This window comes from Domibacillus robiginosus (assembly GCF_000966195.1).
GTDB lineage: Bacteria > Bacillota > Bacilli > Bacillales > Domibacillaceae > Domibacillus > Domibacillus robiginosus.
In genome coordinates this window covers 39,369-55,637 of the sequence record NZ_LAHL01000005.1, presented here as the reverse complement: position 1 = coordinate 55,637, position 16,269 = coordinate 39,369, and the positions used below count along the sequence as shown (strand labels likewise).

Annotated in this window: 12 protein-coding genes; 1 reads left to right on the top strand and 11 read right to left on the bottom strand. The window is 45.8% G+C overall.

Annotated features, from left to right (window positions below):
• Positions 1-9: 9 nt before the first annotated feature.
• The 4 genes from VP97_RS03665 to uxaC all read right to left on the bottom strand — a co-directional run bounded on the left by VP97_RS03665 (position 10) and on the right by uxaC (position 6,226).
• On the bottom strand, positions 10-1,794 hold the full coding sequence (locus VP97_RS03665; RefSeq protein WP_050180326.1) for a sigma-54-dependent Fis family transcriptional regulator: 1,785 nt from the start codon (positions 1,792-1,794) through the stop codon (positions 10-12).
• A 101-nt stretch (positions 1,795-1,895) separates the two neighbouring features.
• The gene (locus VP97_RS03660; RefSeq protein WP_050180325.1) at positions 1,896-3,380 is read right to left on the bottom strand and encodes a UxaA family hydrolase; all 1,485 of its coding nucleotides are present in this window, start codon (positions 3,378-3,380) and stop codon (positions 1,896-1,898) included.
• Positions 3,349-4,812, bottom strand: coding sequence for a tagaturonate reductase (locus VP97_RS03655; RefSeq protein ID WP_245629827.1), 1,464 nt, complete (start codon positions 4,810-4,812; stop codon positions 3,349-3,351). The genes VP97_RS03660 and VP97_RS03655 overlap by 32 nt, the downstream gene beginning before the upstream one ends.
• Positions 4,781-6,226, bottom strand: a complete 1,446-nt coding sequence (gene uxaC / locus VP97_RS03650) for a glucuronate isomerase (RefSeq protein WP_172656734.1) — start codon at positions 6,224-6,226, stop codon at positions 4,781-4,783. Before uxaC ends, VP97_RS03655 begins: the two co-directional genes overlap by 32 nt.
• A gap of 142 nt (positions 6,227-6,368) precedes the next feature.
• Between uxaC and VP97_RS03645 the strand changes: the two genes are divergently transcribed.
• Complete coding sequence (locus tag VP97_RS03645; protein WP_050180323.1) at positions 6,369-7,358, top strand: LacI family DNA-binding transcriptional regulator; 990 nt, start codon at positions 6,369-6,371, stop codon at positions 7,356-7,358.
• A 131-nt stretch (positions 7,359-7,489) separates the two neighbouring features.
• Here the strand turns inward: VP97_RS03645 and bglB are convergent, their stop codons facing one another.
• From bglB to VP97_RS03610, 7 genes are all read right to left on the bottom strand, one after another.
• Positions 7,490-8,590 (bottom strand): beta-galactosidase BglB, encoded by a 1,101-nt coding sequence (bglB, locus tag VP97_RS03640; RefSeq protein WP_245629826.1) that lies wholly within the window; start codon positions 8,588-8,590, stop codon positions 7,490-7,492.
• Entirely contained in the window at positions 8,562-9,968 is a 1,407-nt protein-coding gene (locus VP97_RS03635; protein WP_050180322.1) for a family 4 glycosyl hydrolase, read from the bottom strand. Before VP97_RS03635 ends, bglB begins: the two co-directional genes overlap by 29 nt.
• Positions 9,965-11,971: a beta-galactosidase gene (locus VP97_RS03630; RefSeq protein ID WP_050180321.1), complete on the bottom strand. Its 2,007-nt coding sequence runs from the start codon at positions 11,969-11,971 to the stop codon at positions 9,965-9,967. The genes VP97_RS03635 and VP97_RS03630 overlap by 4 nt, the downstream gene beginning before the upstream one ends.
• Positions 11,964-12,653, bottom strand: a complete 690-nt coding sequence (locus tag VP97_RS03625) for a rhamnogalacturonan acetylesterase (protein ID WP_050180320.1) — start codon at positions 12,651-12,653, stop codon at positions 11,964-11,966. The genes VP97_RS03630 and VP97_RS03625 overlap by 8 nt, the downstream gene beginning before the upstream one ends.
• A gap of 120 nt (positions 12,654-12,773) precedes the next feature.
• Positions 12,774-13,616 carry a carbohydrate ABC transporter permease gene (locus tag VP97_RS03620; RefSeq protein WP_245629831.1) on the bottom strand — a complete coding sequence of 281 codons (843 nt, stop codon included), beginning with the start codon at positions 13,614-13,616 and terminating at the stop codon, positions 12,774-12,776.
• A 51-nt stretch (positions 13,617-13,667) separates the two neighbouring features.
• On the bottom strand, positions 13,668-14,567 hold the full coding sequence (locus VP97_RS03615; RefSeq protein ID WP_050180447.1) for a carbohydrate ABC transporter permease: 900 nt from the start codon (positions 14,565-14,567) through the stop codon (positions 13,668-13,670).
• A 257-nt stretch (positions 14,568-14,824) separates the two neighbouring features.
• Entirely contained in the window at positions 14,825-16,132 is a 1,308-nt protein-coding gene (locus VP97_RS03610; protein WP_050180317.1) for an ABC transporter substrate-binding protein, read from the bottom strand.
• Between the last annotated feature and the right edge of the window lie 137 nt (positions 16,133-16,269).

Genomic DNA, 16,269 nt, shown 5'->3' with positions numbered 1-16,269 from the left:
CACCTTATACTACATTTTGTATTTCTTTAATTTTTGATAAAGCGTTGTACGGTGGATGCCAAGCTTCGCAGCCGCTTTTGATTTATTTCCGCCTGTTTCCTCAAGCACCCGAATAATTAAGTCTTTTTCATTTTCAGCACTTTGTCTTTTTACTCGGTCAATTACACGAGATTCTGATTCTTGCAAGGAAGGCGGATTTTGTGTCATTCCTTCCAGGTGATAAGCATCAACAATCCGTTCATCTACCATTGTAACCAGCTGCTCCACCCTGTTAACCAGCTCTCGAATGTTCCCTTTCCACGGGCTGTTCATCATGATCGCTACTGCATCGGATGTAAATTGCTTTTCCGCAATGCCATAGTTATCACACACTTTTTTCACATAATAAGAAAGCAGGGCTGGAATATCTTCTGTTCTTTCGCGTAATGCAGGCAAATGCAGCCTGATGATATTCAGCCGGTAATACAAATCTTCCCGGAATGCCCCTTCTTCCACCATTTGCTCGATATGTTGATTGGTCGCGGCAATAATTCGGACATTTACTTTATATTTTGTGATCCCTCCTACACGCTCAGCTTCCTTTTCCTGCAATACACGCAGCAGTTTTGTCTGAAGAACAAGGGAAAGCTCACCGATTTCATCGAGAAAAAGTGTGCCGTTTTCAGCTAACTCAAATTTTCCTGGCTTGCCGCCTTTTTTCGCTCCGGTAAAAGAACCTTCCTCATATCCGAATAGTTCGGACTCAAATAGCTGCTCGGGGATCGCTCCGCAGTTAACACTAATAAAAGGACCATTAAAATGCGGACTTAAATGATGAATGCTTTTTGCAAATATTTCTTTCCCTGTGCCGCTTTCGCCTGTAATTAGTACTGTCGCTGTCGTCCGTGCTGCTTTTCTAGCCATTCTTTTTACCACCGCCATGCTTTCGCTTACACTGATTACCTGGTCAAATGTAATCCGGCTGTCTTCTTCGGTTGTTTGTGCCAATGACTTGGGCAGCACCTGCGCATCTACCTGACTTTTTTGAATTCGTTCTAAAAGGCCATATACCTCTGTTACGCCTTCGAAAATAAGCATGCCGATTGCGCCGGTCACCTTTTCTCCATTCCAGATCGGAATACGATGCACAACCATCGGCTGGCCTTGAATCGTTTGCAGAACCCCGCGATCCGGAATGCCGGTTTTAACGGTCATATGTAAATTTGTATTGTCAATTACTTCTGTCACATGCCGTCCAACCGCATCTTCTCTTTTTACGCCGGTGAACCGGCTGTATGCTTCATTAAATTCAAGTAAAAGTCCATTTTCGTCTACAACGGCAATACCTTCGTATGCACTTTCTAAAATAACTTGCAGGACATCTGCCGTGTTTTCCATTTGCTGCAGCCGGTAAATATGCTTAGAAAAGGCATCCAGCATATCACGTCTCGTTAAAATACCGATAAGCTGCTGTGTCTCATTGACGACTAAAAACTGCTTGTGTGGAAGTGTAAATACATCTTGAATCCGGTCTTCCGGCTTCACTGTAATAAAATGACGTTTTCTCATTTCCCCTTCCAGACAGGTATCAGGATCTCCTGTTAATAAAATATTTAAAACTTGCCGCAGTGTAACGATTCCTGCAATGTCCTGCTGGTGATCGATCACCGGCAGGCAGTCCAGGCGGAGCCGGTTCATCATAAGCGCTGCGTCCCGGTATGTTCTCTGCGCTTCAATTACATAAGGAGCCGGCGTCATCCAATTACCCACTGTTAATGTTTCCTGATAATTTGTTGACTTGTTAACCCGATTCATTTTTTCACTCCTTCCGGTACTCTTTTTTGTATACGCTACCATCTTTAAACATAAGTTTCCATACAAAAAGCCTTCACGGTAAAAAACCGTAAAGGCTGCTTTTAAAGTGTTACGCCTGTTTTAAAGATCGCGAGCTCCCGGAAATTATTTTTTTCATTATTAACCCACTCACCACTGGCTACACGGATAATATATTGAATAAAATCCTCAAGCACTAAATCTTCAGAAATATCTTCAATAAGCGTCCCGGCATTGTAATCAATCCAATGGCGTTTTTTTTCATAAAGCGGTGTATTTGTAGCGATTTTAACCGTCGGTACAAACGAGCCAAATGGCGTGCCGCGCCCTGTTGTAAACAGCACCATTTGACAGCCGGCCGCAGCTAAAGCGGAAGAAGCGACCAAATCATTTCCAGGAGCGCTCAATAAATTTAGTCCCTGCTTTTGCAGACGTCCCCCGTAAGGAAGAACATCAACAATCGTAGACGTTCCGGCTTTTTGCGTGCAGCCGAGCGATTTGTCTTCAAGTGTGGTAATCCCGCCATCCTTGTTGCCCGGTGATGGATTTTCATAGACCGGCTGATTATGATCCATAAAATACTGCTTAAACTCGTTGATCAGCCGAACAATTTTTTCAAATACTTCCTCGTTTTCAGCCCGCTCCATCAAAATCGTTTCAGCCCCAAACATTTCCGGCACTTCTGTTAAAACGGTAGTGCCGCCCTGCGCCGTAATAAAATCTGAAAGCCTTCCAAGCAGCGGGTTAGCAGTGATGCCTGAAAACCCGTCTGATCCTCCACACTTTAGCCCGATTTTCAGTTCGGAAAGCGGTACATCCTCCCGCTGATCAAGTTTTGCTGCTTCCCAAATCGCATGCAGACATTTTACCCCGGCTTCAATTTCATTTTCCACGTCCTGTGAAAGCAAAAACTGAACACGGCTTTCATCGTAATGACCGAGCGAGTCACGAAGCTCGTGAATGTTGTTGTTTTCACAGCCAAGCCCCAGTACAAGCACACCGCCTGCATTAGGATGCACAATCGCATCGGCTAATATTTGTTTTGTTTGGTTATGGTCATCGCCAAGCTGCGAGCAGCCGTAATTATGCTTTAGCACAAGCACATTTTCAAAAGGGGCAATGTCTCCGCCGCGTTCCCGCTTGAACTCTTCAATGATCAAATCTGCAACACCATTTACACAGCCGACTGTTGGCACAATCCAGAGCTCGTTACGAATACCGACGTTTCCATTGCTTCGCTTATACCCTTTAAAAGTGCATTTGGACTGTTTAAATGGATTTTCGTTCAGTTTCTGTGTAAAGGTATACGTCTGAATATCATGTAGATTTGTTTTTACATTATGTGTATGAACAACGCTCCCCTTTTTAATCGGCATTGTGGCATGCCCAATCGGAAAACCATACTTAACAACGTTGTTATTTTCGTCAATATCATATAGCGCAATTTTGTGGCCTCTCCCTGCGTTCTCTCCTAGTTCAACGCCTGATTCAATACGGGTTCCTTTGGACAAATCCCGCAGTGCTACAGCCACATTGTCACGTTCGTTGATGATCAGCGTGTCTTTCATAGCTGGCACCTGCTTTCTGTAATGTTTCCATCATTCCCTCTCTCTCAATGCCCACTGTTAAGCGGGCCACTGTTTCTGTCAAACGAGGAATTTGATTTAAATCCTGCTCCCAGAGAGCTTCATAAGCAAGAACGTTCTCGACCAGCTGATAAATCCCCTCGTCTGTACCGTCACATGCATCCCATTGACCACGGAAAAGGGCTACGATAGGCGCTTCGTCCGTTTCACTCGTTTTATAAACGTGAATCCAGGCCGCAAGCGCCAGTGCGATCCGCTCGGGCACTTCACCAAACGCCTCTGTATGCTTGATCAGGAGGGGTACATTTCTCGTTTTAAATTTCGGCATGGCGTTCAGAGCAATACTTTTTACATAATGATGAACAAATGGATTCGCAAACCGGCTTAATACTTGATTGGCAAAAGCAATTGTTTCTTCTTTTGGGAGCCCTGCCGCCGGAATAATTTCCTGGAAAATCAGCTCTTCAACAAACGCTTTTGTTTCACCTCTTGTAACCGTTTCTTTGACTGTTTCAATTCCTGAAAGCAGGGCAATCGGTGTCAAGGCCGTGTGTGCGCCGTTTAAGATGTACACTTTGCTCAATCGGTATGGCGCCAGGTCATCTATCACCTTCACGTTCAATCCAGCCCTATGAGCCGGAAACTCTTCACGCAGCCATTCCGGTCCTTCAATTGCCCACAAATGGTAATGCTCACCGACAGTCATTAGCTGATCTTCACAGCCAAGCTCCCTTTCCAGCTCTTCTTTCTCATCTTTTGGATAACCCGGCACAATCCGGTCTACTAAGCTGTTGCAAAATGTGTTGGCGTTATCAATCCACTCTGCGAAAATTTCACCGAGCTGCCATGCTTTCGCGTAGCGCAGAACGATATTTTTTAATGTCGTGCCATTTTGATCGATCAGCTCACACGGAATGACCACAAGTCCTTTTGAAGGATCGCCATTAAAATGTGTGAAACGCTTCCATAACAACGCTGTTAATTTACCTGGAAAACTGCTTTGTGGACGGCTCTCCAGCTGATCTTTCTCGTCAAACGCAATGCCCGCTTCGGTCGTGTTGGACACAACAAACCGCAAGTCCGGGCTCGTCGCCAGCGCCAGGTACTCGTCATATTGATCGTGTACGTTCAATGCCCGGCTGATCGATTCAATTACTTCATGCCGCCGCACGGCCCTTCCATCAAGCATCCCCTGCAGGAAAAGACTGTACAGCCCATCCTGCTCATTGATCACCTCGGCAGCGCCGCGCTTCGTCGACTGAACCACCACCACACTGCCATTAAAATCCGTTTCCTTATTCATGCGGTGAATCATCCAGTCAGTAAACGCTCTCAAAAAGTTACCGGTGCCAAATTGAAGCACCCGTTCCGGATATTCAGTTTTATTGTGCACTGTTTTGGTTAGACGCTGCAAGAATCCCGCCTCCTTTTTCATGTAAGCCGAAGTCAAAATAAGCAGCTGCATTTTCAAAGCAGATCCCTTTCACGATTCCCCCAAGAAGGTCCAGATCCTGTGGCACTTCGCCCTGCTCGACCCATGTGCCGATTAAATCACAGACAAGACGGCGGAAGTATTCGTGACGTGTATAGGACAAGAAGCTGCGTGAATCCGTCAGCATACCAATAAACTGGCTGAACAAGCCGAGATTGGCCAGCGCTTTCATTTGGTCAAGCATTCCGTCCTTCTGATCGTTAAACCACCAGGCTGTTCCAAACTGAATTTTGCCCGGAACACCGCCGCCTTGAAAGCTTCCTGTCACACTTGCGATTGTATAATTGTCTTTTGGATTTAAAGAATACAGGACTGTTTTTGGCAGGCTTCCCGTTTTCTCAAGAGCACCCAGCAGCCCGACAAGCGGTTTTGCAAGCGGCTCATCGTTCATGCTGTCATAGCCTGTATCGGGGCCGAGACGCTCAAACATACGCTTATTGTTATTACGGTGGGCGTGCATATGGTACTGCATGACCCAGCCGCGCTTTGCGTACTGCTCGCCAAGAAACGTCAGCAAATGCGTTTTGTACCGGGCTTCTTCTTCGACAGATACCTTTTCACCATGTAAAGCTTTTTCAAAAATAGCGGCAGCCTCTTCACGACTCCCTTCGGCAAACATCACCTGGTCAAGCGCATGATCTGATACGCGGCCGCCTGTTTCATGAAAAAAGTCGATTCGTGCTTCCAGTGCATTTAAAAACGTGTCATAGCTGTTTATCGTCATTTCTGCTGCTTTTGAAAGGGTTCCTATCCAGCCTGCGAAGCTGTCACGGTTAAGCTCAAGCCCTTTATCTGGACGGAATCCCGGTACAACCTTTACATCGAAGTCCCCTTCCTGGAGAATTTTTTGATGGTATTCGAGTGAATCAGCTGGATCATCTGTTGTACAGACAACTCTTACATTAGAATTTCGAATTAAGTCACGTGCGCCCATACGCCCGCTTGTAAGCTGTTTATTGACCCGTTCCCAAATAGAAGGTGCACTTTTTTCATCCAATAAATCATGGATGCCAAAGAACCGCTGAAGCTCAAGATGCGTCCAGTTATAAAGCGGATTGCCAATCGTCATTGGAACCGTTCTTGCCCAGGCAAGAAACTTATCATAATCATCCGCGTCCCCTGTAATATGTGACTCTTCCACTCCATTTGCCCGCATTAAGCGCCATTTATAGTGGTCGCCATAAAGCCACGCTTCCGTAATATTAGCAAACTGCTTGTTTTCATAAATTTCTTTCGGGCTTAAATGGCAATGATAATCAATAATCGGCATGTCTTTTGCATACTGCTCGTACAATGTAACCGCTGTCTTATTCGTCAATAAAAATTGATCATCCATAAATGGTTTCACTTTTCCCATCTCCCTTTTCGTAATAACAACGTTGTTATTATAATACTTCATTGCTTTATTTCTTGCAATCCTTTATTGATAACAACGTTTTTTTAGAGTAACATGAAGAAAAACAATTCAGGTGATCGATATGGCCATTACAATAAAAGATATTGCGAAAGCAGCCGGCGTAAGCTATTCGACTGTTTCGAAAGCATTGAACGACAGCCCGCTCGTTCAGCCGAAAACGAAAGAAAAAATTCATCAAGTGGCACGCGAAATGGGGTACGAGCCTAATTTTGCGGCAAAGCAGCTCGTGACAAAGCAATCCAAAACAATTGGCTTAATCTGGCCGACATTAGACCGTGCTACTCATTCTACACTTGTTACAGAGTTGAATACGGAGATTCAAAAAAGAGAATTTTCTATGATTTTATCAGTCAACCCTGTTCAATCCTCACTGGACCTTTTTAAGCGATTTCATGTAGACGGTGTGCTTATCTTTGATGAAGAAAACAACCTTTCTCCTGCGGTGACGGCTCCATTTCCTGTTGTTTCATACGGAGCAGGTCCGCACAACTCTTTTTCCTTTGTTGATCTTCACTATCAGGAGGCCATGTTTCAGGCGGTCGCTTATTTAAAAGAGCTTGGCCACCGGGATATTTCATTTATCGGTGATTTTTCTCCTATTAATTTGCGGCAGCAGGAAAAGTACCGGGGGTTCGAGCGAGCGATGCAGCACTTTAACCTACCAATTCATAAGCAGTCGTTTATTAATTCGGCGGGGCTTGAATGGTATGACGGCTATCAAGCGACAAAAAGGATGCTCCGGTCTTCTACTCTTCCTTCTGCTGTTATTGGGGCCAGCTATGATATAAGCGCAGGTATTGTACGAGCGCTCCGCGAAACGAGTCTTGTGATTCCGAAAGATATGTCAATTATCGGCTACGATAATATTCCGCAGATGGCTACGCTCGAGGTGCCGCTGACCAGTGTTGGGGTTCCCATCCAGGCAATTGCCGAGCAAATGACCTCTCTTCTTTTCGACCAGCTGGAAGCAGGGTCAACCGAACAGCTTACCCGTACGATGAGCTCTGTCCTAATCGAGCGGCATTCCTGCGCACGTGTAAATGGCCGGTAACTGTTCTTCTCCGGGCCGAATAAAAGAAAATCCGGCCGAACAGCCTTGAAATCCGGCCCAAATATAACGATTCCGGCCCAGGGAAGCTTATTTTGGGCCAGCAAAAAAAGGGGTGCGTGGTGCACCCCTTTTTACAACTTTACATATAAGTATTCTACTAAGCACAGGATCGCCATCGACTGGCCGTATGGCATCGCTGTCACAGGTATCTGCTTGTAAAAATCAAGTGTTTCGCCCATTGCTGTTCCGGCAGATACATGCTTTAATTCGCCGGTTTCATCAATGTTTTCAATAACTGCTTCTACCGCTTTCAAGCCCATTTCTTTATACTCTTTTCCAACATAGCGCTTGCGAATGGCTTTCAGCGTACCGAAGCCAAAGCCTGCTGTACAGGAGGCTTCTACGTAGGAAGAAGGATCATCAAGCAGGGTATGCCAGAGTCCGTTTTCATTCTGACATGCCTGCAGTGCTTCAAGCTGACGTTGGAGTGTATCAATCAGCACCTGGCGGACTGGGTCGCCTGCCGGCAGTTCGATCAAATCTAAAAATTCGGGAATGGCAATGGTAATCCAGGAGTTGCCGCGTCCCCACAGCGCTTCTGCAAAGTTATGATTGCCATCAAACGTCCACCCGTGGAACCAAAGGCCAGTTTTTTTATCAAATAAATACTTAATATGAACAAGGAATTGCTTCTTCGCTTCTTCCACATACTCAGGCTTATTTAACAGCAGACCGATTTTCGTCAGCGGCAGCACACTCATCATCAGTGTATCGTCCCAAAGCTGCTGATTGTTTTCCGATCCGAATACGACGTGCTGAATGCCGCCGTCTTTTGTGCGCGGCATATCGTGATACAGCCAGTCTCCCCATGATTCCAGGTACGGCAAATACGTTGGGTTGCCTGTTTCTTCGTACAAGTAAGCCATCGTTAACAGCTGTACCATCGTATTGACGTTTTTCTCGACGGGATGTTCTTTAAACTGGTCTTCAAACCATTTCACAATGATATCAAGCACGTCCTGCTTTTTCGTCAGCTTGTAGTACTTCATCATGCCGTACAGGCCGACACCCGCTGTCCATTCCCAGTAATTGAAGCTTTTATTATCGATTTTCCGGCCGTCTGCAAGTGGAATGGCATACTTTCCGTCCGGATCATTTAAGTTCACAAGATTATCAATCAGTAAATCAATGGTTTGTTCAATATCATGACGATGCATACGCGTTGCGATCACGAGCAAAACCTCCCCCAACATGTGATTTTGTGTTTTCGATCATTTCTTCAAACAGCGCTTCTGCCTTCTCAAATCCAATTGGCGCTACAAGTGGATCGTTTACAAATGCGTTAAAAGCAAGGGCTCTGTTTTCTGTCAAAGCTGCTTGTAAAACTGTTTCCTGGTTAGCGGCGTGTCGGCCGATGATTCCCAACAAATCCGCGGGCAGGCTACCGGCTAATACCGGCTGTACACTGTCACGGCGCAAAACCGCGTTTGTTTCTACAACGGCACCATGCGGCAGATTGTCAATCTGGCCCCGGTTTGGCATGTTTACGTTTGTCACCAGCTCTTCCAGTCCAAGAAGCGCGGCGATGATGGCTACTCCTTCTTCTCCAGATGGTGCGAGTTCAAAATCTGCTTCGCCGGCAGCCACTTTTTGATTTTGCTCTATTTTGCTTCTCTGGTCTTTTTTCCGGAAATCAACCGGCGTTAAATGAAACTTCCATTCCGCCACCGTTTCCGGGCTTTCCAGATAAACCGGCGGCATAAATTCCGCTAAATGACGGTCACCTGCTGCGGCAATGAGTCCGTACCGGCGAAACAGGTCAAACTTCACCCGGTTTGCAGATGAAAAAACGCTTTTCTCCCAGTCTCCCGGGTTTTTTTCATAGCCTGATTCGGCATGCTTCTCGACAAACTCCTTGTACATTGGCAGCAGGTCTGTGTTTTCATAGCTTGCCCGGTCGATCCACGTAAAATGATTAATGCCCATTACATTGACCTTTATATCCTGACGCTGTTCCACTTTTGTACCGGTGATTTCTTTCACCATATCGGCCAGGAGATGCTGTACTTCGAATACCTCATGACAGCAGCCAAACGCTTTCACTTCGGGAAAGATTTCATACAGTGTGCGTGTGCAAAGCGTCATCGGGTTTGTATAGTTAATGACCCATGCATCCGGTGCGTACGCTTTTATATTTTTGGCAATTTCCTTGTAAATCGGAATCGTCCGCAGGCTGCGAATGATTCCGCCTGGCCCGACTGTATCACCGACTGATTGATAAATACCATATTTTTCAGGCGTGTGAACATCAGACGCCATTTCATCGAACGATCCCGGCAAAATCGAAATAATAACAAAATCAGCATCTGTCAGCGCTTCCTTTATATCGCCCGTTGCTTCGTATGCCCACTTTCCTACTGCTTCTTTCCGTGCCGATACGCTGTTTCCAATGATTGCATTTTGCCGGGCGGCTTCGGGATAAATATCATACAGCGATACCGTTCCGCTCATTCTTGGCTCAAGTGCAAGATCATTCATCAGCCGTTTTGCCCAGCCCTGAGAGCCGCCGCCAATATAAGCAATCTTCACATTTTCCACTTTACGCTTCATTCAAAAGCACCTTCTTTTTTAAATTGAATGATCTTATATTCATATGGCTGTATCGTGAGTTTTCCGGCTCCGATCGTCGTTGCTTCCAGTATATCCTCTCCATCAGCTGGTACCGTTACAGTGCCTCCATGGCCGTCCATATTTACGATGATCCAGACGGAATGTCCATCCTCGGTTTTGCGCGGTGCTACAATCGTGCCCGGCGTTACATCCATTTTTACTTCTACGCCGGCTTCTTCTGTGTAATGGCGAAAGATCTCTGCGATCAATTCTTTTCCTGCTGCTCCAGACGGCATGGCGCCTAGCATCACAATTTTTCCTTTGCCAACGCTGTGCTCCGTTAAAAACGCTTTGTTCGGCGTAACTCCTTTTGTGACCTTTCCTACAGGACTTGCACCGGCCGGTTCAAACACAGCACTCCACAGTCCGAGCGGTGCTTCCAGCCCAAATGCTTCTCCAGCTGTTGTTTTCTCGTCCATCGGGAAGGTAAAAAGAGTTTTAACGCCGGCCCATTCTTCCAGCCTGCCAAGCGCCCTGTCCGTATGAATCGTGTGATCCTTCGTCCGTCCGCCTGTCATCGGTCCGGCAATCCAAATGCCTCCGTCTTCTACAAAGCTTTTTGCCTGCTCCAAATAATCATCCGATACGTATGGCAGAAGCGGCGTAAACAGCAGCTTGTAACCGCTCAAATCGCCTCCTTCAGGCAAAACATCACGGTGGAACCCTTCCTGCAGCACAACCTTGTATAAGTCAGTCATTAAGTCTTTGTAATGTATGCCGTTATGCGGCTCGGTCAAATGAAACATGCGAGCTCGGTCTGAGTAGGTAATCGCTATATCCGCTTGAACGGGTTTTGTTGCAATCATGATGGGCTCTATCTTTTTTCGCGCTTCTTCCACCTGAAGTACATTTTCATAGCCGACAGTTGGCTCCCCCCACGCACTGATCACAGCGCTGTGCGGCAGTTCGGAGCCGGTGCGCTGCTGGCGCCAGAGCCAGTAGCAAAAGCCTTCTCCTCCAAGCGCATAAGCGGCAACAGCTTCTGATCTCAGATAACCGTTTGGATGCGGGTTTGCATAGCTTTCAAGTGACGCAGCATACGAGGTGCTCGTTTCCACCACCCAGTATGGCTTGTTTTTCTTTAAACCCCGCCATACATCGCAATTTAATAAGTAAGACTCCATTTTTTCCTGCGTGGCATACGTATCAAAAGAAGCGAAATCAAGCCCTTCAAACAGCCGTTCATTATCAAGCGAAAAAAAGAGCGTACTGTTGTGTGTAATCGGCGCTTCGGAATATCGGCGGATAATAGATGCCTGCTCATCCGCAAACTCGGCGATTTTTTCTGATTCAAACAGCCGGTACATCGTCTGCAGTGAGGAATGATGAAGAAAAGGTGTTGCAGCCGGCTGGGGAATTTGATCGAAAGAATGGTAATATTCACTCCAAATATGGGTGCCCCATTCTTCATTTAATTGCTCAATTGTGCCGTATCTTGCTTGCAGCCATTGATGCCATTGGTTCTTGCATGAAGCGCACATGCACTCCGCAATATGGCATTTGAATTCGTTATCGAGCTGCCAGGCAATCACACCGGGCAGCCGGCCTGCTGCCTTGGCCAGTGCTTCTGTAATCATGGCGGCTTTTTCACGGAAGTACGCGTTGTTTGTGCAGGCATGCTGTCTTGATCCATGATGCATCGTTCGGCCAGCCTGATCCACGTGCATTCTTTCCGGGTGCCCGTGTGAAAACCAGATCGGCGGTGTTGGAGTCGGTGTGCACAAAACTGTATCAATACCGTTTTCATATAGACGATGAATGATATTTACAAAAAAGCGAAGGTCGATGCTTCCTTCCTCCGGCTCCATTTTTGACCAGGCAAATTCACCGATCCGCACAACATTAATGCCGGTTTGTTTCATTTTCTTTATATCTTCGGCAATTGTTTTTTCATCCCATAGCTCCGGATAAAAACAAGCGCCATGATAAAGCTTGTCAGCCATTGCGAATGGTCTCCTTTATATACGCCTTAAGCGGCAGATTCAATTCCTCAATGCCTTCTGTGACAAGTGCAGCAACCCGGCGAGCGCCCGTTTCACAAAAGTGGGTATTATCCTGGATGCCATCCGGGTAGTTGCTGTTTTCTCCCGGGGCAAACCAGGTAAATAATTCGATAGAACGCTCAGGTCCATAGGATTCATACAGCTCTTTGGTTTTGGCCCACATATCAATAAGCGGCACGTCTTTTTTATCTGCCAGCTCTCTCATAGACGCCGGGTAATCACCAAGTGAATTTTCGATTGCGCCGTCTTCCCCAAATGTGCGGCGCTGAACCGAAGTAAGAAGAACGGGCAGTGCTCCCCGTTCCCTCGCTCCATCAATGTACTGGCTCAAATAATGAGGGTACGTAGTCCACGGCTTTGTGCCAAAATCTTTTTGATCGTTGTGGCCGAACTGAATAAACAAATAATCACCCGGCGAAATGCTTTCCCATATACCGTCAAGCAGGCCTTCTTCAATAAAGCTGTTTGAGCTTCGGCCGCCTCGGGCAGCATTGATAATGTCCACTTTATCGGTGAAGCACTCGGCAGCCACCTGCCCCCAGCCCATCATAGGTGCTTCATGAGGCGGGCAGTTTGCAGCGGTAGAATCACCGGCAATAAACACACGCATTCTTTTTCCCATGGAGCCGCTCCTTTCCAAGATAAGAAATTACCTATTACAAATGACATCCAGTTCCAGGCACCATCAGTCCGCGCTCATAAGCCCGGTCCTTCCAGAGGTTTAGAGCGCCTTTTACTTTTCTTACTTCAATCCGCTTGTACTGATTCCTTCCACGATATATTTCTGGAACAAGAAGAAAATCAAGATAACCGGCAGAAGTGAAACAACTGACATGGCAAACATGGCACCCCAGTTAGAGGCTGTTTCCGAATCAAGGAACAGTTTTAAGGCAAGTGAAACCGGGTACTTTTCAGGACTGTTTAAGTATAGAACCGGGTTGATCAAGTCTTCCCATTTCCAGTAGAACGAGAAGATCGCAGCTGTAGCCATCGCTGGCACGATAAGCGGCAAAATTACTTTGTAGAAAATACCGAATCGGCCGCAGCCGTCAATTCGCGCTGCTTCATCAAGCTCAATGGGAATGTTACGGATAAACTGAACCATCAAGAAAATGAAAAACGCATGGCCGAAAAACTGTGGCACGATAATGGGCAGAAACGAGTTTAACCAGCCGATTTTCGCAAAAATAATGTATTGCGGAATCATAACAACTTCGTGTGGAAGCATCATTGATACCATCATGCAGCCAAACCAGAACGCTTTCCCTTTAAAAGAGATGCGGGCAAATCCATAAGCGATCAGTGAAGAAGAAATAACAGCGCCGATTGTGGAAAATCCAACAATAATCAGTGAGTTTTTAATAAAGGTGCCAAATGACTGGCCGGCGATGCCTTCCCACCCCTGCACATAGTTGCTTAAAATAAATGGATCTGGAATGAGAGAGTGAGCAGTAACAAACACTTGTGAGCTTTCTTTAAATGAACTCATTAACAGCCAGAGAATGGGATAAAGCATTAACAGGGCAAATGCGCCTGTGACAAGATGATACAGCCATTTTTTCCAGTTGAATTTTGGTTTTTGCATTTGAAGCTGGCGGGGCTCCGCCTGCGGTGATTCGTGGACTGCTTTCATTCGTTACCCCTCCTTCGATTCGTAGTGCACCCAGTACTTGGATGTTTTAAATAAAATCAGTGTTAAAAGTCCGACGATCAACAGCATGACCCATGCCATGGCAGAGGCATAGCCCATCTGGAAGAAGTTAAATGCCTTTTGGAACAGGTAAAGCGAGTACAGAAGTGTCCCATCAAGCGGGCCGCCTTCTCCTTTAGAAATAATATAAGCCGGTGTAAAGGTCATAAACGCGGAAATCGTTTGCATCACAAGGTTAAAGAAAATGATTGGGCTGAGGAGCGGCAATGTAATTTTAAAAAATTTCTGGAATGGATTAGCACCGTCTACGCTTGCAGCTTCATAGTATTCAGGTGAAATGTTTTTCAAGCCAGCCAGGAAAATCAGCATAGAAGAACCGAATTGCCATACAGACAGCATGATTAAAGTCCAAAGAGCGGAAGTCGGGTCCTGATACCAGTAGATTTTTTGGTCAATCCCCATAAAAAATAGAATTTGATTAATCGTCCCTTCATTCCCGAAAATGTTGCGCCACATAATCGCTACCGCAACACTTCCGCCAATGATGGACGGCAGGTAAAACAGTGTCCGGTATATGCCTACCATACGGGAAGCACGGTTTAACAGCATCGCGACAATAAGAGCAAATGTTAAGCGAAGCGGCACCCCGGCCAGCACATAGGTGAAGGTTACTTTAATTGTGGTCCAGTATTTTTCATCTCCAGTAAACATTTCAATGTAGTTGGCAAGCCCAACCCACTGAGGTGTTGTAAACAAGTCATAGCTTGTGAAAGACAAGTAAAGCGAAATAACCATTGGAATAATAGTGAAGGCAAGAAATCCAATAATGAATGGAGAGATAAACGCATAGCCTGCGAGATTATCTCCTGCCGGGCGTAGTTTCATTGGGGTCACGTCCTTTCGTATTTTTAAAGAAAAGCGCCATTCGGTTTCGTGTTTTTCATGATAAGACGGCTGGATTTGTGCTGCTTGTGTCTGGATTTTCATTGATCACAGCTGAATTGAACTGAGGAAGGGCTGGTTTATCCATTTACCAGTTGTTATCCAGCCATTCACTTTTTTATTCAGCCATTTCAGGCGAAAATGCAGCCACATCTCGACAAAACCCAGCCGTCCAAACAAACTGAATGTTTCGTATGGTATTAGCTGTTTCTGCTTAAAATTTCATCTGCCTGCTCACGGAATTTTTTCGCGCCTTCCTCAGCAGAGATTTTTTCAAATAGGATTTGGTCAGAAATATCTTTTAGCGCTTTCATTACTTCGGCACTGCCAAGTGGATCTGGCGGATCAGCAGGGCTGGCTGTTTCGGATGCGCTTTCAACATATTCAAAGATTTTCAATTCATCTTCTGTCAGCTCAGGCTTTAGGGCTTCGATGATTTCAGATGAAACCGGTACACCGCGGTCACCTTTGATTAATTTGTTTGCTTCTACATTGTTCGTAAAGAAATCAATAAACTTCGCTGCTTCTTCTTTGTGCTGAGAGCTTTTTGGTACAGAGAAGAACATGCTTGGACGCAGGAACAGCGCTTTGTTTTCTGCTTGCTCCGGCGGCAGGTTAAGCGTTAATGGCGCGTCTGTCAGCTGTGCAAAGCCAAGATACTGGTTTGAGTAGTTCCATGTCATCGCTGCTTCGCTTTTTACGATAAAGTCATCTTCAAGCCCTTTAACCTGAGCAGAAACATCTGGCGTTGGGAACGCTTTCGCTTTAATTAAACGAACTTGACGCTCGAAGAAATCAACGAATAACTGGTCATCTTTGTACGCAAGGCCTGTACCGTCTTCTTTATAGAAGCGCTCGCCCTGTGTGCGAAGGTAGTACGGGAAAAATACATCCGGTGGATTCATAGGGTTTGTTCCGTATTTGCCAGTTGCTTTTTGTACATCAATGGCCATTTTTTCAAAATCATCCCATGTCCAATTTTCATCGTTCAGTTCAACGCCCGCTTCCTTGAGCATGTCATCGTTTGTAATAACGGATAGCACATTTGAACCAAGGTTGAATCCATACATTTTGTCATCAATATTGCCGCCTGCAAGTGTCGTTTCATCAATATTATCTACATTGATCGTTCCATCTTTCGTATACGGTGTTAAATCTTCCAATTGCCCTTTTTCACCATATTGCGATAAGTAAGCTGTATCCATTTGAATAATATCAGGAAGCTGATTGGCTGCTGCCATCGGCGCTAGCTTTTTCCAGTAGTCATCCCAGTTAGCAAACTCTGCTTCAATGTTTACATTTGGATGCTCCTTTTCATACATTTCAATGACTTTCATTGTATAATCATGTCGCGGCTGGCCGCCCCACCATGCAACTCGAAGTGTAATTTCTTCGCCTGAACCGCCTTCTTTTGTTTCACTGCTCGACCCGCTGCTGCTGTCGTTACCGCATCCGGCAAGTCCTGCAGCTAGCATAAGGCTGCTTAGCGATAATACTGCTTTCTTCATCCCAATCCCCCGCTTTCGCTTCTTTTTTGAAAGTGCTTACAATCCTTATTTTATGGATTTTTAAAATAATTTAAATGGAAAAACCCGACAACAATGTTTAAAAAACAGTGATGGACAAAATGTCAAAAAAAATACCC